This is a genomic window from Paramagnetospirillum kuznetsovii (genome assembly GCF_003284725.1).
GTDB classification, from domain to species: Bacteria; Pseudomonadota; Alphaproteobacteria; order Rhodospirillales; family Magnetospirillaceae; genus Phaeospirillum; species Phaeospirillum kuznetsovii.
The window spans coordinates 182293-202105 of record NZ_PGTO01000003.1 but is presented as its reverse complement, the minus strand read 5'-3'; the positions used below and the strand labels follow the sequence as shown (position 1 = coordinate 202105).

The 19813-nt window shown below is 63.6% G+C and carries 19 protein-coding genes and 1 other RNA gene; 10 read left to right on the top strand and 10 right to left on the bottom strand.

Annotated features, from left to right (window positions below; genetic code table 11):
* Positions 1-2 precede the first annotated feature (2 nt).
* From mraZ to CU669_RS05850, 3 genes are all read right to left on the bottom strand, one after another.
* On the bottom strand, positions 3-470 hold the full coding sequence (gene mraZ / locus CU669_RS05860; protein ID WP_112142886.1) for a division/cell wall cluster transcriptional repressor MraZ: 468 nt from the start codon (positions 468-470) through the stop codon (positions 3-5).
* Between the two features lie 325 nt (positions 471-795).
* Positions 796-1205: RNase P RNA component class A (gene rnpB, locus CU669_RS05855), an RNA gene on the bottom strand.
* Positions 1206-1349: 144 nt separating this feature from the next.
* Positions 1350-2075 (bottom strand): protein phosphatase CheZ, encoded by a 726-nt coding sequence (locus tag CU669_RS05850; RefSeq protein ID WP_112142885.1) that lies wholly within the window; start codon positions 2073-2075, stop codon positions 1350-1352.
* Positions 2076-2365: 290 nt separating this feature from the next.
* Between CU669_RS05850 and CU669_RS05845 the strand changes: the two genes are divergently transcribed.
* The 7 genes from CU669_RS05845 (at position 2366) to CU669_RS05815 (ending at position 7116) form a co-directional block, all read left to right on the top strand.
* The gene (locus CU669_RS05845) at positions 2366-3352 is read left to right on the top strand and encodes an endonuclease/exonuclease/phosphatase family protein (protein ID WP_112142884.1); all 987 of its coding nucleotides are present in this window, start codon (positions 2366-2368) and stop codon (positions 3350-3352) included.
* A 92-nt stretch (positions 3353-3444) separates the two neighbouring features.
* Positions 3445-4596: a cyclic nucleotide-gated ion channel gene (locus CU669_RS05840; protein ID WP_239988563.1), complete on the top strand. Its 1152-nt coding sequence runs from the start codon at positions 3445-3447 to the stop codon at positions 4594-4596.
* Positions 4593-4937 (top strand): DUF1491 family protein, encoded by a 345-nt coding sequence (locus tag CU669_RS05835; protein WP_112142882.1) that lies wholly within the window; start codon positions 4593-4595, stop codon positions 4935-4937. Before CU669_RS05840 ends, CU669_RS05835 begins: the two co-directional genes overlap by 4 nt.
* Before the next feature lie 63 nt (positions 4938-5000).
* Positions 5001-5375 (top strand): RidA family protein, encoded by a 375-nt coding sequence (locus CU669_RS05830; protein WP_112142881.1) that lies wholly within the window; start codon positions 5001-5003, stop codon positions 5373-5375.
* Positions 5376-5379: 4 nt separating this feature from the next.
* Positions 5380-6048: an SDR family oxidoreductase gene (locus CU669_RS05825; protein ID WP_112142880.1), complete on the top strand. Its 669-nt coding sequence runs from the start codon at positions 5380-5382 to the stop codon at positions 6046-6048.
* A gap of 10 nt (positions 6049-6058) precedes the next feature.
* Positions 6059-6661, top strand: a complete 603-nt coding sequence (locus CU669_RS05820; protein WP_112142879.1) for a 2-hydroxychromene-2-carboxylate isomerase — start codon at positions 6059-6061, stop codon at positions 6659-6661.
* Positions 6662-6708: 47 nt separating this feature from the next.
* Positions 6709-7116 carry a flagellar biosynthesis repressor FlbT gene (locus tag CU669_RS05815; RefSeq protein ID WP_112142878.1) on the top strand — a complete coding sequence of 136 codons (408 nt, stop codon included), beginning with the start codon at positions 6709-6711 and terminating at the stop codon, positions 7114-7116.
* Here CU669_RS05815 and CU669_RS05810 read toward each other — a convergent pair.
* From CU669_RS05810 to CU669_RS05785, 6 genes are read right to left on the bottom strand one after another with little or no spacing between them, the layout of a single operon-like run.
* Positions 7074-8834 (bottom strand): tetratricopeptide repeat protein, encoded by a 1761-nt coding sequence (locus CU669_RS05810; RefSeq protein ID WP_112142877.1) that lies wholly within the window; start codon positions 8832-8834, stop codon positions 7074-7076. The two genes, CU669_RS05815 and CU669_RS05810, sit on opposite strands and share 43 nt — an antisense overlap.
* Before the next feature lie 13 nt (positions 8835-8847).
* A complete protein-coding gene (locus tag CU669_RS05805) occupies positions 8848-11004 on the bottom strand; it encodes a flagellin (RefSeq protein WP_112142876.1) in 2157 nt (718 codons plus the stop codon).
* 11 nt (positions 11005-11015) lie between these two features.
* Entirely contained in the window at positions 11016-13631 is a 2616-nt protein-coding gene (flgK, locus tag CU669_RS05800) for a flagellar hook-associated protein FlgK (RefSeq protein ID WP_112142875.1), read from the bottom strand.
* Between the two features lie 24 nt (positions 13632-13655).
* Entirely contained in the window at positions 13656-14123 is a 468-nt protein-coding gene (locus CU669_RS05795; RefSeq protein ID WP_112142874.1) for a flagellar protein FlgN, read from the bottom strand.
* Between the two features lies 1 nt (position 14124).
* On the bottom strand, positions 14125-14460 hold the full coding sequence (locus CU669_RS05790; protein ID WP_112142873.1) for a rod-binding protein: 336 nt from the start codon (positions 14458-14460) through the stop codon (positions 14125-14127).
* 1 nt (position 14461) lies between these two features.
* Complete coding sequence (locus CU669_RS05785; RefSeq protein ID WP_112143041.1) at positions 14462-15637, bottom strand: flagellar basal body P-ring protein FlgI; 1176 nt, start codon at positions 15635-15637, stop codon at positions 14462-14464.
* A gap of 263 nt (positions 15638-15900) precedes the next feature.
* Between CU669_RS05785 and CU669_RS05780 the strand changes: the two genes are divergently transcribed.
* The 3 genes from CU669_RS05780 (at position 15901) to CU669_RS05770 (ending at position 18785) form a co-directional block, all read left to right on the top strand.
* A complete protein-coding gene (locus CU669_RS05780) occupies positions 15901-16329 on the top strand; it encodes a flagellar assembly protein FliX (protein WP_112142872.1) in 429 nt (142 codons plus the stop codon).
* A gap of 116 nt (positions 16330-16445) precedes the next feature.
* Positions 16446-16862 (top strand): RNA polymerase-binding protein DksA, encoded by a 417-nt coding sequence (gene dksA / locus CU669_RS05775; protein ID WP_112143040.1) that lies wholly within the window; start codon positions 16446-16448, stop codon positions 16860-16862.
* A 150-nt stretch (positions 16863-17012) separates the two neighbouring features.
* A complete protein-coding gene (locus tag CU669_RS05770) occupies positions 17013-18785 on the top strand; it encodes a glycosyltransferase family protein (protein ID WP_161539594.1) in 1773 nt (590 codons plus the stop codon).
* On the opposite strand, the gene pseI is transcribed toward CU669_RS05770, so the two are convergent.
* Entirely contained in the window at positions 18738-19790 is a 1053-nt protein-coding gene (pseI, locus tag CU669_RS05765) for a pseudaminic acid synthase (protein ID WP_112142870.1), read from the bottom strand. The two genes, CU669_RS05770 and pseI, sit on opposite strands and share 48 nt — an antisense overlap.
* Between the last annotated feature and the right edge of the window lie 23 nt (positions 19791-19813).

Sequence of the window (19813 nt, the reverse complement as noted above, 5' to 3'; positions counted from 1 at the left end):
GATCAAGCCCCCGCCACGGGCTTGGGGCGCAGGGGCAGGGTCGGGCGCGAGGTCAGGGCCTTGGCGCGGATGTCGGCTTCCACCGCCTTGTAGGCGTCGGGCTGCCAGATCTGGAAGGTCTGGCCCTTGCCGACGAAGGCGACGCTTTCGGTGATTCCGGCATGGGCCAGGATGTCCTCGGGCAGGCTGACGCGGCCTTCCGGATCCCAGGGAAGCTGGCGGGCATCGGCGAAGATCAGGGCGGCAAGGTTTTCCTGCTCGTCACTGAAGGCATCGAACGCCTGGGCGCCGTCGGACAGGCGCTCCATGAAGTCCATGCCGCAGCCCTCGATGCAGGCGCTGGTGAACGAGCGATAGGCGACGATTCCGGGAAAGGCCCCAGCGGCCAAGGCAGCGCGGAAGGTCGCCGGAACCGAGGTCCGGCCCTTCTTGTCGATCCGATTGACGAATGTGGATAGGAACAACGCCACCTTTCGTCCGCCTTGCCTGACTGTTTCCGAAACACCCGCCTCGACACACTACGCCCCTGGCGCCGAATGGTGGGTGTTAATGGGATAGCATGGGATGAGATGGGCGTCAATGGAATCGGATAGTAAAACTTTGGGAAATGGGTGGAATTCCGTAGTCCAGCCTCACTTTTACTAAAGTACTCGAGGAAATCGATGCAAATTGTTGATATTTAGCGATCTTTCCCGCCTTGGTGCCAAGGGTGCGGAAAGTGTGTTCTTGGTATGGACCGAGAACAGCATTGCGGCGGATGCGGCAACCCATACCTAGGGTTAGGAGGGGGGGAGATGCGTCAGACGGCCTGTAAGCCGGGTTCTGTCCCTCCCGTCCCATGGTTTCCCATGAAAGCGGGAATAGACGGCCATTCATCTGGGACGTCCGTTACCGAACGCCTCTCGCGACCGACCCGGGCGGCTACGCGGAAACGCGTTTCGTCCCTCCGAAGAGGAAGCATGCCGCCCCTATTTGGTCTTGCTCCCGGTGGGGTTTACCGTGCCGCTTCCGTTGCCGGTCGCGCGGTGCGCTCTTACCGCACCCTTTCACCCTTACCCGCTGCTCGCGAGGAGGAGCGGGCGGTTTGCTTTCTGTGGCACTTTCCCTAGGGTCGCCCCCGCCGGACGTTATCCGGCACCGTGTTTCCGTGGAGCCCGGACTTTCCTCCCCGCGATTGCTCGCGGGGCGGCCGTCCGGCCGTCTGACGCGCCGGGACTTTGGGCTTGGAGGGAGGCCCCGTCAAGCATGATCGGCACAAATGGAAAGGCCCTCGTCTTGCGAGGGCCATTGTCGTTAACCTTTTAAGTAAGCGCCAGGTGAATACCTGATGTTTACTTGCGGTTTGACTGTCATCCAAACAGGCTGTCGATCTCGGCTTGGCTGATGCCCTTGTTTTCCAACTGCGGGCCATTAAGCAATTTGGAATCGTCGTCGCGATGCTCCTCGAAAATCTTGGGCGAGACGTCGGCGATGTTTTCCTGGCCCCAGATCTCGATCATGGCGTTGATGCGGTCTTCCACGTATTTCAGGGTCTTGACCACCTTGGTGATGCGCTGGCCGGTAATGTCTTGGAAGTTGCAGGCCTCGAAGATGGAGCTGACGGTGTCGCCGATATCTTCCACCAGGCGGCTGACATAGCCGTCGGCGGCATGGGCTTGGATTTCCTTTCCGATGGCCTCGATCTTTTCCGAGGCTTCCAGGATCTGCTCGGTGGCCCTTTCGGTGGAGGACACGATGGCGTCCAGTTCGAAGGTCACGGCGATCAGGCGGTCGTCGTCGGCTTCCTTGGGCTTCAGGGCGGCGATTTCGGCCTTGGTATGCTCGATGCAGACGGCCAGGGCGCGCAGCTCGGTCTTCAGCATGGAGACCTCGGCGGCCTTTTGCGGCAGCGCGTCATCGGCGGCGGGAGTGGCGGCGGGGGCCGGAACCTCGCCATGGGTGACAAGGTGCTTGAGGTCTTCCCGCAATTCCTTGATGGCCTTCAGAACCTCGGCGTTGGAGGCGTTGGGGGAAGCATCGCCGCGCTGCTGAAGCCTTTTGATTTCGGCCGTGAACAACTTGCGTTCGGTAGTCATGATTCCCCGAAACCCCTTTCCGACATCGGCGGCGGGGATGCCCCATCGCCATTTGTCCGTTCCACTCACGGCCTATTGGAGTTATCCGAAACCCGGATGCACTCGGTCAACCTATTCTTCATCACATCGACCACTTAGCGATCAAGGCGCCCGGTCGAGAAACGCGGCGCCCAAGTCATGCCCCACGCCGTCATGACTGATTTCGTTTCACTATACCGAAGCGCCGTCAGGGCACAAGTCGGAGCCTTATCATACTCGCGGCCGACAGTGACCGGGAGTACAGTGGAAGAATGGTCCGAATAGCCACCTTCAATCTGGAAAACTTGGATGATCGCCCGCGCGGAGTCATCGATTTCGATGATCGCCTGCGTGTCTTGCGGCCGCAATTGCAGCGGTTGCGGGCCGACATTCTGTGTTTCCAGGAAATCAATGCCCATGCCCAATCCAAGCACGGGCCTCGTTTGCTGTCGGGCCTGGACCGGCTTTTGGAGGGAACCCGCTACGAGGGATGGCATCGGGTGATCAGCCTGAATCGCGGCGGCGCGCATCCGTCCGACCTCCACAATCTGGTCATCTTGTCCCGCCACGCGCCCGAGAGTCATGATCAATTCTGGCACGATCTGGTGGAGCCGTGCCAATGGCGGCCGACCCGGACCGACCCGCCATCCCCCTCGGCCATGGCGCTGGAGTGGGACCGGCCGGTCCTGCATGCCGCGTTCCGGCTGGCCGATGGACGGAGCTTGCATGTGATCAACCTGCATCTGCGGGCGCCACGGGCGGCTTGGCTCCATGGCCAGAAGGAAAGCCCCGGCCGCTGGCTGTCGGTGGCCGGTTGGGCGGAAGGCTTCTTCATGGCCAGCGTCAAGCAGGCGGGACAGGCGCTGGAGGTGCGCCTGCTGGTGGAACGCCTGTTCGACGCCGAGCCCGACGCGCTGATCGCGGTGTGCGGCGATTTCAACGCCACCGACCGCGAGGCGTCGCTTCGCATCATTCGCGGCGACGAGGAGGATATCGGGAACGGTCACCTCGCCATGCGCATGCTGGTGCCGGTGGAACGCTCGCTACCGGAAAGCGCCCGCTTCTCGGTCATCCACCATGGCCATCCGGTGCTGCTGGATCACATCGTGGTGTCGCGCAACCTTCTCGGCGGCTTTAAGGCGGCGGAGTTGCATAACGAGACGCTGGGCGACGAGTTGGTGTCGCCCGCCGCCATCGTCGGCCCGCCGGAAAGCTATCACGCCCCCATCGTCGCCGAGTTCGAGGTGACTCTGGCCTAACCGAGGTGTCGTGGCCGGTAGCGCCTCGAATATCTCGCAGGTATAGTAGCTCCTTCTAAACGGGGGCCTCCATGCGAGAGTGGATAAAAGGATTGATTGCGGAAGGTCCGTTTCCGCCCAAGCGGGCGGTGGTGTTCCGCTCCGTTCTCATCGTCTGCATCGTGCTTTCCACCTGCGTCGCCATCCTGAACACGCTCGACGGGGTCTGGGGGGCGCATGAACCGCTGGCCGCCGGGATCAGTGCCCTGCTCTTGGTGGCGCTCACCACCGATTACGCCCTCCGTCTCTATGTCAGCGGCCTCGATCCCATCGACGACGATACGCCCCTGGCGGCGCGGCTGCGCTATGCCCTAAGCCCTTACGGCCTGTTCGATTTTCTGGCGGTGGTGCCGTTCATGGTCGGCGAGGCGTTCCAACTGCCGGCCGACGGCGCCACCGTATTCGGCATCGTGCGGTTCCTGAAGCTGGCGCGTTATTCGCCCGCCTTGGAAACCCTTGGGGTGGTGGCGCTGAATGAAATGCGGCCGCTGCTGGCGTCGCTGTTCATCATGCTGTTGATGGCCATTTCGGCCTCGACCCTTCTTTATTTCGCCGAACGAACCGTCAATCCGGGATTCAAGTCGGTGCCTGACGCCATGTGGTGGGCCATCGTCACCCTGAGCACCCTCGGCTATGGCGACATCGTGCCGACCACGCCGGTGGGGAAGATGCTGGGCAGCGTCGTCGCGGTGATGGGGCTGTGCATGTTCGCGCTGCCGGCGTCCATTCTGGCCTCGGGCTTTTCCGAGGAAATGAAGCGGCAGAATTTCGTGTCCACCTGGCATCTGGTGGCCAAGGTGCCGTTCTTCGCCCGCCTGCAAGCCAGTCAGATCGCCCAGATCGCCAATCTGGTCCGCCTGTCGCGCGCCATCAAGGGCGAGGTGCTGATGCGCGAAGGCGATACCGGCGAATGCATGTATTTCATCGTCACCGGACAGGTGGAGGTGAAAGGCAAGATGGGAACCTTCATCCTCAAGAACGGCGATTTCTTCGGCGAGATCGCGCTGATCGAACGTTGCCCGCGCACCGCCACGGTGAAGGCCATCAGTCGCTGCCAGCTGCTGATTCTCGACGCCCGCGACTTCCATAAGTTCGTCGCCAACGACCACGCGCTGCTGGAAGTCATTTGGGAAACCGCCAGAGCCCGCATGGGCCTGGAACAGGCGCCGCCGCCCGGCGGCAATCTCCCCGAGCCAAAGGCGTGACGCAACCCCGCCTGAAGGCCAAGCTGTGGGTTCATGCGGTGATCCGCCAATGCGGCGTCCTCGCCATTCCCGCCTTCGTGGTCAAGAAGGGCGACGAGGACGCAGGCGCCGTGCTGGTCAAACTCAATCGCGGCGCCGCTGGCTGCGAGGTGTTCAGCCAAGTGCGCGACGGCACCGGCGAGGCCGCATGGCTGCGCGCCACCGGCCCAGATCCGGTGCCCGAGGACAAGGCCGATGCCTATATCGCCCGGCAACGCGACTTCGACTGCGACCTATGGGTGATCGAGATCGAGGATCGCGAGGGCAGGGTGCCGTTCCTGGATCGCATCCTGAGTGGTTGAAGGCTCGTCGCGCCCGATATATGACTCGTCGTCTCTGTTCCTCTCGCTGACAAGGATGGTTCCATGACCCGTCGTCTGATTTCCTCCGGCTCCTCGTTCGAAGACGTTGCCGGCTATTCCCGTGCCGTCCAGCAGGATCCCTGGGTGTTCGTGTCCGGCACTTCGGGCTTCAAGGACGGTCAGATCGCCGACGACGTGGTGGCCCAGGCCGAGCAGTGCATGGCGACCATCGCCGCCGCGCTGGAACAGGCGGGCGCGTCGCTCAAGGACGTGGTGCGGGTCAAGGCCTATATCACCGAGGCCGCGTTCTTCGAGATCATCGCCCCGGTACTGGGCAAGGCCTTCAAGGGCATCCGCCCCGCCAATACCACCATCGTCTGCGGCCTGGTCGATCCCCGCATGAAGGTGGAAATCGAAGTCACCGCCCTCAAGGCGTAATCCCATGCCCGCCATCCTGATCATCGGCGCCAGTCGCGGTCTCGGCCTGGAATTCGTCCGCCAATACGCCGCCGACGGCTGGCGGGTGTTGGCGACGGTGCGCGACCCCGCCAAGGGTCGCGCCGTTTCCGAGGCGGGGGCCGAGATCTATATCTGCGACGTGGCCGATCCGGCCTCGATCCGGCGGCTGGCGGCGTCCTTGGCCACCGTCAAACTGGACATCGTGCTGCACAACGCCGGAATCTATGGCGAGGCTCAGGACTTCGGCGCGGTGGACCCGGACAAGTTCCTGGAGGTCATGCGCATCGACGCCCTGGCGCCGCTCAAGGTGGCGGAGGCCTTTGCCGACCATCTCGACGGCCGCAAGATTTTCGCGGCGGTGTCGTCCATGATGGGCTCGGTGACCGACAACACCTCGGGCGGCTCCTACGCCTATCGGGCGGCCAAGGCGGCGCTCAACATGGTGATCAAGGGATTGGCGGTGGATTTGGCCCCGCGCGGTATCCTGACGGTGGCGTTGTCGCCGGGATGGGTGCGTACCGATATGGGCGGGCCGACCGCCCCGCTGGACCCGCCCGAGGCGATCACGGGCATGCGAAAGGTATTGGCCGACCTGAAAGCCGCCGACAGCGGCCATCTCGTCCATTACGATGGGCGGGTGCTTCCGTGGTGAGGAGTGGGTCATGAGCGATGCCATCTCGTTCTATTTCGATTTTTCGTCGCCCTATGCCTATTTCGCGGCGCTTCAGGCCGATGACTTGGCGTGGCGATCGGGGCGCGAGGTGGCGTGGAAGGCCATCATGATCGGTTCGGCCTTCAGGGCGTCCGGCAACAAGCCACTGGTGGACCAGCCCATCAAGGGCGCCTATGCCCGCCATGACTGGGAGCGGGTGGCGCGCCTGATCAACGCGCCCTACCGCATGCCCGACCGGTTCCCGGTGGCGTCGCTGGCGCCGTCGCGGGCTTTCTGGTGGCTGGCGGACCGGGACCAGGCGTTGGCGCAACGCTTCGCCAAGGCGGTATTTCACGCCTATTTCGCCGAGGGGGAGGATATCTCCGACCTCGCCTTGGTGGTCCAACTGGGCCGGACCGTGGGAATCGATCCCGCCGCGCTGGAAGCGGCCGCCCAGGACGCGGTGTGGAAGCAGCGCCTGAAGGACGAGACCGAGACCGCCATCGAACAGGGCGTGTTCGGCTCGCCCTTCTTCGTGGTCGACGGCGAAGGCTTTTGGGGCGCCGACCGCATGGCCATGGTCGAGGACTGGGCCAAGCGTGGCGGCTGGTAGGCATCGCCAAGCGGTGGTATGAATGCTCATGCCTTTGGAGAAAAGACGTGCCCCTACTGATTGATCTGAAGCCCGGCGAAAAGGTGATCGTGAACGGCGCCGTCGTCGAGAATGCCGGACATTCCACCAAGCTACGGGTGTTGAACGATTCCAATATTCTGCGGGAAAAGGACATCATCGCCGACGGCGATAGCATCACGCCCGCCGGTCGCGTCTATTTCTTCGTTCAGAACGCCTATATCTTTCCGGGCAGTCGGACGAAATATCTGGGCCTGTTCGAGCGTTGTCTGACCGATTACGTGGAGTCATGCGCCAGCGCCGCGCCGCTGGGCGAGGAATTGCGGGCGGCCGTCGCCGCCCAGGAATTCTACAAGGCGCTGAAGCTGTCGCGCAAACTGCTCAAGCACGAAGCTCAGGTGCTGGAGAATTTCAAGATATCCTCCGCCAAGGCCTGATGCATTTCGGCCACCACGGAAGACCAGTCGCCGGGCGTGGTTTGGCGAAACAGCCGCGCACTCGGGTACCACGGGCTATCGGCGCGTCCCTGCATCCATAGGAAAGCACTGGTCGGAGCGGGCAGCAGGATCCAGACCGGCTTGCCCAGCGCCCCCGCCAGATGGGCGACGGCGGTATCGGCCGACACGATCAGATCCATTGCACCGATGGCGGCGGCCGTGTCGGCGAAGTCGCCCAGCAGCGGCCCCAGGTCGATCATCAATCCGTGATCGAACAAGTCCGAAGCGGTGGCGGCGGCATCGCCCTTTTGCAGTGAATACAGGCGGCAATCGCCCAGTTCCAGCAGGTCGTGAGGCCTGAACGAGCGCGGCTGGTTGTCGCGTCGCGTGCTGCTGCCGCTCCAGGCGACGCCGACCTTCAAGCCGGGATGGGCGGCCACGTCCGGGAAGGTGGCGGCGCCGTCGGGAGCGCGCAGATAGGGCACGCGGCTCGGGATGCTGTTCAGGGTGGTTTGAAAGCGCAGGGGCAACGACATCAGCGGAACGTGATAGTCGGTATCGGGCAGTGGCTGGCTTCCCACTTCAAAGACGCTGACGCGCGGGTCCAAGGTGGTGAAGAGCCGTCCGAGTCCCGGTCGGCATTCCAATGTCACCGTGGCCCCCATATCCGCCAGCAGGGGCACGAAGCGGCACATCTCCAGGGCATCGCCAAAGCCTTGTTCCGCATGCACCAGGATGGTCTTGCCGTCCAGGCTTTCGCCCTGCCATTCGGCCGCATTGAACTCACGGACGAACCTGGCGAAGTGAGGCGTTCGCCAGCGCCATTCGTATTCCCGCCAGCCATCGAGGTAATTGCCCCTGGTCAGTTGGACGAGGGCGAGATTCCAGTGCAATTCCGCCTCGTTCGGGGCCAGGGCCAGGGCGTCGCGCACCGTCGTCTCGGCATCGTCCAAACGGCCCATATCGCGGAGAACGGCACCGAGATTGATGCGGGCGTCCAGATAGTTTGGCTCCAGTTCCAGGCATTTGCCATAAGCTTCCGCCGCTTCGGCGAAGCGGTGAAGGGCGTAATAGGCATTGCCGAGATTGAAGCGCTTCATCGGCCCGTCGGAAAGGGAGATGGAGTGCAGATAGGCCTCCACCGCCGCGTCAGGGGCGCCCAGCGCCATATGGGCATTGCCCATATTCATCCACGCCAAGGCGTTGGATGCGTCCAGCCGGGCGGCCTTGACATAGGCTTCCAACGCTTCGCCGGGGCTTTCCAGCCCCATCAGGGCATTGCCGAAATTCACATGGGCATCGGCCATTTCCGGCGCAATCAGGATGGCTTGGACCGCCATGTCGGCAGCTTCGCCATGGCGTCCGGTTTGATTGAGGGCATCGGAAAGGTTCAGATAGGCTTCGGCCGAGGATGGATTGAGGGCGATGGCCTGTTGAAACGCATCGATGGCCTCGTCGTGGCGTCCCTGGGCTTGCAGCGCATTGCCGAGATTGACGCGCGAGACAAACCAGTCAGGCTGTTCGCTTACCGCCGCGAAGGCGAGAGAGGCGGCGGTTTGGAAATCTCCGGCGGTCAAGGCGAGCACGCTCATCAGGTTGAGAGCGTCCACATTGGCCGGATCCACTTCTAGAACCAGCTTGTAGTGGCGAACCGCATCTCCCAGTCGCCCCGCCTTTTGCAGCTCGATCCCTTGCTGCAATTCGCTCTCTATGTCCATTCGGCGGTTTATCCTAGTGCAAGTAGTTCAACAGGCTGAGCCCCTGGATTTTCGCCAGGGATTGGTAGCTGGCCTGAAGCGCGTTGGAATCCGACAGCAGCGAGGTCACCGCCACGTTCTTGTCGATCTGCTCGATGCCGTCGATGCGGGTCTGCAGGAAGTCGATGAAGCTTTGATGCTTGGAGTTCTTGTTGGCGATCACCTGCTGCACGAAGCCGAGGTTTTGCTGCACCGAATTGATGTCGCCGCGCATCTCGGTGCCGAACGGAGGCGTTCCGGCGGCCGGTGATTCGATGGCGTCGTTCAGCAGGTATTTGGCCTGGGTGATGCGTTGCTGGTTCTGATCCAGTCCACCGGCGGTGCCAAAGGCCCCCTGGGCGATCAGGCCCAAGGCGCGGAACGCTTTCTCGAAAGCGGTGTCCGACGCGTAGATGCCCACATTGACCTGACGGTCGTCGTCGATGCGGTGCTGGACCTGCAAGGTGTCGCCCTTATACCACGATGACGCGTCGATCTTCGCGGTGCTGACCGTCTCGCTGGTCGGCAGGATGCTTTGAACCTCGATATAGCTACCCGTATTGGCGGTCACCGTATACGAGCCGTCATTGACCCCCGAGGTGCTGGACAACTGAATGACCTGGCCCACGGCGGGGTAAAGTGCTCCGCCGCCCGTCACGAAGGAGGTGGCGCCCGCCGAACCGGTGATGCGTTCGCCGGTGGTCCCGGTGGGGCTGAAGGTCAAGGTGCCGTAGCCGGTGTTGGCGCTGGTGCCGGAACCGGCGGTGATCTGGTCGTTGGTGGCGCCCGGGCCGACCTGGAATTTGATCGCCACGTCGCTTCGGCCGGTCTGGGGCACGAACTGACTGACCCGGACCGCATCGGAATTTTCCACGAAGGAAACGCTGCTGCCGCCCGCGCCCACCGCCGAAACGGTGAAGGTGCCGTTATGGCCGCCGGATCCGCCGATGGTGATGGTGTCGCCGACGGAATAGGCGGCGAAGTCCGTCGCGCCGGTGGTGGTTACGGTGATGGTGGTCTTGCCCGTTGCCGTCGAGGGCACCGCCGTCATGGACACCGCCCCGGTGGTCAGGCTGGTGGCGGCGCCGTAATTGAGCGACAGCGACAGCGGCGACGTGGTGGCGGTCTGGGTCAGGCTCTCGGTCTTGCCCTGGTCGGTGTCGGTGGCGAATTCCACCACGCCGTTGAGGTTGCTGACCACCTTATAGGCGCCGTCCCAGGCATTGCCGGTCGATCCATTGATGGTGAATTTTGTTCCCGCCGTCATGGGCGACAGGGTGTTGGCATTGGCCGGTGTCATGGTCATGTTGCCGTTGGCGGCGAAGGCGAAGGTCAGTGCGCCGGTGCCGCCCGCCGCCGTGCTCAGATTGGTGGGCGTGCTGCCATAGCTGATGGTCGCGGCGCCGACGGCGGAGGTTCCTTCCGCAAGGGCGGTGCCACCGACATTCATGGCGGCATGGGCGCGCACCTGATAGGTGGTGTTGTTGGAAACGCTGTTGGTGATGCTGAATCGGGCGCCGGTTGCCAATTGCGACAGACTGTCGGCATCGGCGGCCCGAATGGTGCCGGTGGCGGAATTGACGATCAACTGGGTGGTGTCCGACGAGGTCATGGTCGTCGACAGCAGTTGGGCGCTGCGGCTGGTGGGCCATTGCACGGTGCTGCCGTTGTAGATGGCCTGGAAGCCGGACAGGGTCGAGGCCGGAAGCTGCACCGGATCCTGGCTGACGCGGCCGCCCGCGAACAGATACTGGCCATTCACGTTGGCCCCCAGATAGGACTGGATATCCAGCATGGCCTGATAGGCGAATCCCTGGATCTGCTCCACGTTCTTGCGGTCGGTGGTATTGCCCGAATAAAACGAGCTCAACTGGTTCTGGAAGGTCTTCAGGCTCTTCTGGATGCCGGTCAGGGAACTGGCGGCGGCGCTCAGCTTGGTTCCCACCGAGGTGTTGCCCTTGATGAACTGTTGCGCCGAGGCCTTTTCGGTCTCGAAGTTCAACAGGGAATTGGCATCGGTGGCGATGCCCGCATAGGTCTGGGACTTGAGGCCAGTGGAAACCTGAAGCTGGCCATCGTTCATCCGGCTTTGAATGTCCAAGATGCGATCGACGTAGGCGGTATTGGCTCCGAGTGTGCCGATGCGTGTCATGACCGGCCTCCCTAACGAATGATGTTGACCAGAGTGTCGAGCATTTGCTGCAGCGTCGAGATCACCTTCGCCGAGGCGGAATAAGCCTGCTGGAAGTTGATCATATTCGCCACCTCTTCGTCGAGGTTCACGCCGCTCATGGAGGTATATTGGTTATTGAGCGCTTGGCCCAGGGTGGTCTGATAGCTTCGCTGCTCGTCGGCGTGGGCGGCGCCGGTGGACACCACGGAAATGCTGGCGGCCGCGTATTCCGAGAAGTTGTAGCTGCCGGCATAGATGTTGCCCGCCGAGGCCATGGACTGCTTGTTGGCCATGGCTTGGCTGATGGCGAGCGTGGTGGTGTTGTCGCCCTCGGACAGATAGTACTTGTCCAGGTCGGCGTTGTACTGGGTGGCGCCGCGACTGACCAGCGACGGCGAGCCCTGGATGTCGGTGCGCACCGACAATCCGCTGGCCATGCGGGTGGCGGCGGCGTGCAGGCCGAGATCGGTGACGATGCTGCCGGGAGGCGTCTGGCTGTCCGGGGTGGCGCCGATGAACAGTTCCTGGTCATTGGTCTGGCGGATGCGCAGTCGATAGCCGGAACCGTCCGGAATGACCGAGGCCTGGACCAGATTCGCCTTTCGCATGCCGAGGTAACTGTCCAGCGTGGCGCCGCCGACGGTGCCGCCCGAGGCAGACACGGTCAATTCAACGCCGCGGCTGTCCCAGACGCGAAGCTGATAGCTGCTGGGTCCGTTCTGCACCACCTTGGCCAGAACCGAACCGCCCACATTGTTGATCTGTTGGGCGATGACGTTGAGGTCGGTGGTCGTGCCCGCCGCCAGGGTGATGGGAAAGCCGGTGATGTTGCCGTTGGAATCGGCGATGGACAGAGTCGAATTGCCCACCATGGTCATGGAGTGACTGGACAAGACCGCGGATTCGTTGGTTTGGGTCTGCTTGTTGATGGCGTCGGCGATGGACGACAAGGACGACCCCGCCAGCACGGTGACGGTATTGCCGATCTGACCGCTGGGGTCGAGCAGGCGGAAGGTTCGCGTGCTGTTCAGTGTCGTGGCCTGGTCGAGAATGGTCGAATCGCTGATGGAGCGCGGCGAGACCTCGGTGAACAGATCGTTCAGCCCGAAGAAGTTCGAGAATCCCTGGACCTGCTGATCGGCGCTGCCGTCGCCGTCCACGTCGAAATTGATGGTGGCGTCGGTTGCCGTGCTGCCCTTGGTGCTTGAGGCTTGATCGCGGAAATCCAGGGTCACCGAGGTGTTGCCGGTGTTCAGCGCGAAGGTGCCGTTGGTGATGGAGGCGGTGGCGTTGGACAGCGCGTTGTTCTGGTAGTTCTGCGCCCGCATCCAATTCTGAATCTTGGCGGCCACGTCGGTGATCTTGACGCCCGGAGTCGTCGCCGAGGACGAAATGTCGAGCGAGGTCGCCGCGCCGGCGGCATCGTTGTAACTGGTGCTGCCCATGATGGTCTTCAGCGTGGTGCTGACGATTTCATTGCCGTTGGGGTCGAACAGGGTGATGGCGACGTCGTTGCTGCCGCTCAGCCACATCGTCTGCGAATTGGGGGTGATGGCCGCCGGGATCAGCCCGCCGTTGATGGACGGGTTGTTGGGATCGATCAACTGGTGGGTGCCGGTCATCTGCGAGCGCGCGGTCGGATAGGTGGTGCCGCGATTATGCGCCAGATTGACCGTGTCCTTCAGCTTGTTGGCCAATTCGTCCACCTGGGACTGCAGATTGGGCAGGACGGAGTCGCGCAGGTCCAGCAGGGCGCGAATCTTGCCGTCCTTGATATCGGCGGAGATATCGATATTCGGTTCCGACGTGGTGGACAGGGTGATGGAATTGAAATTGCCGCCGGCCGCCGTCATCCACGAATCCGTGACGGTGGTGGAGACGTGGGTCATGGTGGCCGCTCCCTTATCCACCAGGGTCTTGCCGGTCTTGGTGTAGACGCCGACCGATCCATCGCCGCGCTCGAAATACTGGATGTCCATGTACTGGGCCAGAGCGGTCAGCGCGTTGTCGCGCTTGTCCTTCAGGTCGCCGATATCGGCGCCGATGGCGCCGCCGCGCACGATCTTCTGGTTGAGATCGAAGATATTGGATATCTGCTCATTGATCAGTCCGACCGTGTCCTGAATGCCGCGATCGGCTTCCAGGCGCAGATTCTGGATGTTGTCGGTCATCTGGCTGAACTTGTTGGCGGTGTCCAGGCTGGTGGTGATCACGGCGGTTTGCAGGGCCGAGGTGTTGATCTGAACACCCAGGGCGTCGAACGAGGATTGCAACGTTTCCACCTGATGGGCGATGGAATTGTTGTCGCCCACTTGGCCGAACAGATCCTCGATGCGGGGATAGTAGTCGTGCAGGGTGTCGAGCGATCCCTGGGTCGAGGTCTGGCGGCGGATATCCTTCATCAGGCCTTCATCGACGTTGCGCACGATGGCGCCCGTCTGCACACCGGCGCCCATACCGGCCACCGTGACGGATTCCGGTGTCATCACCTTGCGGACATAGCCCTTGGTGTTGACGTTGACGATGTTCTGGGAAATGACGTCCAGACCCTTCTGGTTCGTCAGTAGTCCCGAGAGCGCCGTGCTGAGACCGAGTGTGAGACCCATGATCTTCTCCCCGCCTTTCTGGCGTTAGAGCGACTTGTTGTAGGTAAGCGATCCGCCCGTGGCGCAGGACGGGTCGAAGGTGCCTGCCCTGCCGTAGTTGGTCGCGTTGATCTTTTGCTTCTTCGCCTTGTCGGCCAGGATGTCCATGACCCGCTTATAGGCCTCCATCTCCGCTTCCAGGCGAAGGGTGTTGACCTTGGTCAGCTCCTGCAGCCGCAATCCCACCGCCATCAGCTCGTCGCGCTGCTCCGGCTCCAGGGTTTCGGCCAGTTCAGGGCTTGTGACCATGGGCTGCATGGCCTGTTCGTACAGGCGTGACAGCGAGACCTTGTTCTCGGTCAGAATCTTGACGGTCTCGACGTCGTGGCTCAGCAGCGCCTCGTTCTCGATCTCGAGCAGTTCGCACAGATTGGTGCAGGCGAACATCAGATCGTCGAAGGCGATGATGGGGCCGCTGTCGGGCGTGTCGTCGTCGTGGAGGATGTCGGTCATGTCACTGCACCTCCTGGTGCTTCAACAGCATTTTCTGAACGGCGGCGCCGATGCCGAAGCCGCTGGCGTTGGGATTGTTGGCGGTGCCGCGATTGGCCACCATCTTACCGTATTCATCGACCAGCAGGGACCGGAACATCTCTTCGCCGGAGCCGCCGCCGAACACGCCGTCGGTCTTGATGCCCTCGAACATGTGCTGGAACATCTGCGAGACGAACTGCGCCTCGAACTGACGGCCGACCTTCTGGGCGGTGGCCTTGTCGGCGGACTTGACCATGGGGGGCGGCTTGGGCGCCATGTCATAGGAGTCGAACGAGGGTGTGATGGCGGCGGTCATGTTACATCACCTCCAGTTCGGCCTGCAGGGCGCCGGCGGCCTTGATGGCTTGCAAGATGGTGATCAGGTCGCGCGGGCCGATGCCCAGGCTGTTCAGGCCTTCGACCAGTTCCTGCAAGGTGACCTTGTGGGGGACCACGGCCAGCTTGTTGCCCGCGCCTTCGTCCACCTGGATGTCGGTGCGCTGCACGGTGGTGGTGGTGCCCGCGTCGGAGAAGGGCGAGGGCTGCGAGACCTGGGGCGTCTCGCTGATGCGGATGGTCAACTGGCCCTGGGCGATGGCGACGGTGCTGATGCGCACGTTCTCGCCCATGACGATGGTGCCGGATACTTCGTCGATGACCACGCGGGCGACCTGATCGGGCTCGACGCGCAGCTGCTCCACGTCGGTCAACAGGCCGACGACGTTGCCGCGATAGCCGGGCGGAACCACGATCTGGACGGTGCCGGGATCGACCGGGCGGGCCATGTCGCCGCCCAGGAAGGAATTGACCGCCTGGGCGATGCGCCGCGAGGTGGTGAAGTCGGGATTGCGCAGGCTGACCTTGACCGCTTCCAGATGGGCCATCTCGAAGGGAAGCTCGCGCTCGACAATCGCTCCGTTGGAGATGCGGCCGGCGGTGGGAACGCCCTTGACCACCGAGGTGCCGGACGCGCCCGAGGCGGAGAAGCCGCCGGTGGCGACCTGGCCCTGGCCCACGGCATAGACCTCGCCGTCGGCGCCGATCAGCGGGGTGACCAGAAGGGTGCCGCCGCGCAGATCCTTGGCGTCGCCCATGGCCGAGACATTGGTGTCGATGCGGGTGCCCTGGCGGGCGAAGGGGGGAAGGACGGCGGTCACCATGACGGCGGCGACGTTCTTGGGGCTGACGGAGGTGATGGCGCCGGTCTTGTCGCGGATGTTGACGCCCAGGCGTTCCAGCATGCCGGTCAGGCTTTCCTTGGTGAACGGCGCGTTGGTCAGCGAGTCGCCGGTTCCGTTCAGGCCGACCACCAGGCCGTAACCCACCAACATATTGTCGCGCACGCCTTCGAAATCGGCGATGTCCTTGATGCGCGATGCCCCGAAGGCCTCGGCCGGCATCAGTCCGATGGTCACCGCGACCAGCGAGGCGGCCAAAAGGAAGGCGCGGATCGGGGCGGTGAAGGTGGCGGCTTTTACGTCGATGCGGGTCATGATGGTCTCACCCTGGGCAAAGCGGGTCACGGGTCTTGCGGGAATGACGATGCGAAAGGCGTGCCAGCCGCGAAATCCGCCAAATGCAAGGGTGTTGGGCCGGGCGTGGCGGAAAAACAGGGGCGGCGGCGGCAGTTAACTCCCTCTCGGCCCGGCAATTCCTGCCCAGTTGACCGCAAGCCTCGGCTCTGGCGAAATAGCGCCTATCGCTGAGAGGCCCCAAGGGGCTAGGATCACAACGACATGACAACCACCGGGCACTCATGAAGATTTCCGGAGTCGGTTCCAAGGGGCCTGCCGCAGGCGCCAGCAAGACCGGAAAAAGCCAAGGTAAAGGCGAATTTCGCCAAGCCCTCGTCGATTCCATGGATTCGATGGAGGAGGCCCATGCCGTCGGGGCGACGGCCGGGATCTCCGGCATTGATGCCATCTTGATCGTCCAGCAGGTGGATGACGCCGCCGAACGCGAAGCCCGCCGCCGACTGGTCAAGCGTGGCGAGCAACTGCTCGACGGACTCGAGGATCTGCGCCACGGACTCCTGATGGGGGAAATTCCCAAGGAGAAGATGATGGCCCTGGCGCAATCGGTTCGCCAGCGCCGGGAAAATTGCGGCGATCCCAGATTGGGCGCCCTGCTCGACGAGATCGAGCTGCGGGTCGAGGTCGAACTGGCCAAGCTGGGCCGCAACTAGCATTTATTCCCGGCTCCCCCCGAAATGTGACGATGCTTAATTGCGCTTGCGGGGGTGCCCCTCGATCCATATATTGCGCAGCGACTAAGCTCGACCGTGACATCAGAGGGATGTGGATGACCGTCACGTTGCCGCCGGATTATCGTCCTGCCGAGGACGAAATCTTCATGAACGAGAATATGAAGGAATATTTCCGCCAGAAGCTGTTGCGCTGGCGGTTAGAGCTGTTGCGGGAATCGGACGAGACCTTGCAGCACCTTCAGGAAGGCGGCCTTCAAGAGCCCGACATCGCCGATCGCGCATCGGCCGAAACGGATCGCGCCCTGGAATTGCGGACCCGCGACCGCGAGCGCAAGCTGATCGCCAAGATCGACGCCGCCATGCAGCGTATCGACGACGGCAGCTACGGCTTTTGCGAGGAATCGGGCGAGCCCATCAGCATCCGCCGCCTGGAAGCCCGGCCCATCGCCACCCTGTCCATCGAGGCGCAAGAGCGCCACGAGCGCCTGGAACGCACTCACCGCGAGGATTGAGACCAGTTTGTCATCCCGAGTGTAAGCGAGGGATCTCTGCCTGGATTGGTGGTGCCGGTTCTGAATCGCGGTTCCAGAATGAGATCCCTCCTCCCGATGGTCGTCGGGATGACGGGTTGGTTTTGGCGCTTCCACGGGGGAGGGCGTAACTTGGTCAATTCGCCGGACGCCGAGCGAGGACTGCATGGCGCGGTCATGGCCGGTTGGATCGAGGAACAGGCGCCCGAACCGATTCAGTCCTTGCTGTTCGACCTGCTGGATACTTGGCAGTCCGATCCCGAACGCCCCACCTCCCTGCTCTGGCATTCCATCGCCCAGGCCCTGGTCGCCGAAGGCTGCTTCGACGCGGAAGTCGCCTGCTGGGAGGCTTTGTCGGGGCTGGCGGCGGGGGAGCCCGCGGTCTTGTGCCGGTTGGCCGAAGCCCATGGACGCCGTGGCGATACGGCCGCCGCCCGTGCCGCCCTGGCGGGCGTTCCCCCGCACCATCCCAGCCGCGTCCAATCCCTGCTGTTACGGATGGAACTGGGCGAGTCGTCCTGCGCCGATGAACTGATCCCGGCGTTGCTGGCCCGTCCCGCCTGGGAGCCCGCGCATCATCAACTGGTGCGACGGCTGGTGGCGGCCGGCATGGCGGCGCGGGCCTCGGGATTTCTGGCTGCCTGGACCGCCGCCCGCCCGGCGGACGGCGTCGGCATGCTGCTGGAACTGGGCTGGCTGGCCATGCATGTGGGTGACGCGGCCGCCGCGCGTGATTTGTTCCAGCGCCTCTGGGCCTTGAACGATCCCGATATCACCGGGGTGGCGGGATGCTTCGACGGCAGCATTCCCCCCTATACCCCCGAGGTGGAAGCCTCCATCCTTGCCCGCGTGGAGGCCGCCTTCGCCTTGCCGGAATCGGGTCTGGCGCGGGTGACGCTGGCCGACGGCCCGCTGCCGTCGCTCAAGGTCATGTTCGTCGGCTTCGAGCGCCTTGCCCTGCCCAATGATCTGGCCGAGCATTTTCGCCGCGCCGCCCAGGCGGCCGGGGTGGATTTCAGCCTCTATCTGGACAACGCCATCGTCTTTTCCCATGAATTCCGGGGGGGCGACGATGCCGTGCGGGACAGGGTCGCCGCCTTCGAGGCGGCGCTGGACGAGCGGCGGCCCGACATGGTGATCCTGGACAGCGCCTATATGCCGAGCCAACGCGGCCTGCGGCCCGAGCGCATGCGGGACTTGGCCGACCGGCTGGGCTTTCATCTGGTCTGCATGATGCGCGACGCGCTGGACAGCACGCTGCCCTATCTGCTGGCCTGGGCGCCCGTGGCCGATACGATCCTGACCTATGATCCCCACTGCGCGCTGCTGCGGCCCGACCATGCCGCGTTTCATTCCAAGGTGCTGGTGACGCTGCCGCCCGCCCAGCATCTGAGCGCCGAGGGCGCCAACCGCGACATGGGCCTGCTGTTCGTCGGCGCCAACACCTATGGCGTGCGCAACATGCTGCTGTCGGTGCTGATGACCGAGGATATTCCGTTCACGGCCATCATCGGCGAGCGCCGGGCGGTGGAAACCCCCGACATGGACTCCTATGCCACCGCCCTGGGGCGGGCTCGGGCGGTCCTCAACGTGGCGGCCCATTCGCGCAGCGAGTTCCTGGTGACCGGCCGGGTGTTCGAATCCATCGCCTGCGGGGCGGTGCTGCTGGAGCAGGACAATGCGGGGACGGCATCGTTCTTCACGCCCTGGCGGCATTACCTGCCCTGGACCCATGTGGCGGATATCGTCCAGCTCTGCCGCTTTGTGGAACGCAATCCCGACCTGGCGGCGCGCATGGCCGCCGAGGCGCGGGGATGGTTGGACCGCAACTATGATTGCCGTCGCTTCTGGGCGTCCCTACTCGGGCGTCACCATGTCCCAGCCAAGGGGCGTTCCCCGGCTTAAGGGACGGGTGGCGCGGCGGCCCATGATTTCGGGCAGATGCTTGGGGGCAAGGCCGAATCCGGGGCGGATGGAGCGCAGGTTGGCGGCGCTGAACGTCTCGCCTGCCGCCATGTCGGCGGTGACATAGAGCGAGCGGCGGAATTGCAGATTGCCGCTTTCCGACGGCTTGAGGTCGTAGGAAACGCGGCCCAGCGCCGCCCAGGCGGTACGGCAGCCCTCCACCAGCGCCTTCAACTCGTCGGGTTCCAGCGAGAAGGCGGCGTCGGGGCCGCCATCGGCGCGCTTCAAGGTGAAGTGCTTCTCGATGAAGCTCGCCCCCAGCGCCACCGAGGCCACCGAGACGGCGATGCCCATGGTGTGGTCGGACAGACCGGCCTGAACCCCCAAGCTCTCGGCCAGATGGGCAATGGTGCGCAGATTGGCGTCTTCCGGGGCGGTGGGATAGCCCGACACGCAATGCAGCAGGATCAGGTCGCGACAACCGCCGTCACGGGCGGCGGCGACCGCTTCGCGGATTTCCTCCAGGGTGGCCAGCCCGGTGGAGATGATCATGGGCTTGCCGGTGGCGGCGATGCGGCGCACCAGGGGCAGGTCCATCATCTCGAACGAGGCCACCTTGTAGGCGGGGGCGTCCAGGCTTTCCAGCAGGTCCACCGCCGTGGCGTCGAAGGGCGACGAGAAGATGGTGATCCCCAGGGCGCGGGCGCGCTCGAACAGCGGCTTGTGCCACGCCCAGGGCGTATGGGCCTCGGCATAGAGGTCGTGCAGCTTGCGGCCATCCCACAATCCACCCTGGATGACGAAGTCGGGGCCGTCATGGTCGATGGTGATGGTATCGGCGGTATAGGTCTGCAGCTTGACCGCATCGGCGCCGGAAGCCTTGGCGGCGTCCAGCAGCGCGAAGGCGCGGTTGATGTCGCCGTTGTGGTTGCCCGACATTTCGGCGACGACATAGGGCGGATTGCCGGGGCCGACCGGGCGGCCATCGATTATTATGCTGTCCATGACGGAACTTTACGACATCGCGG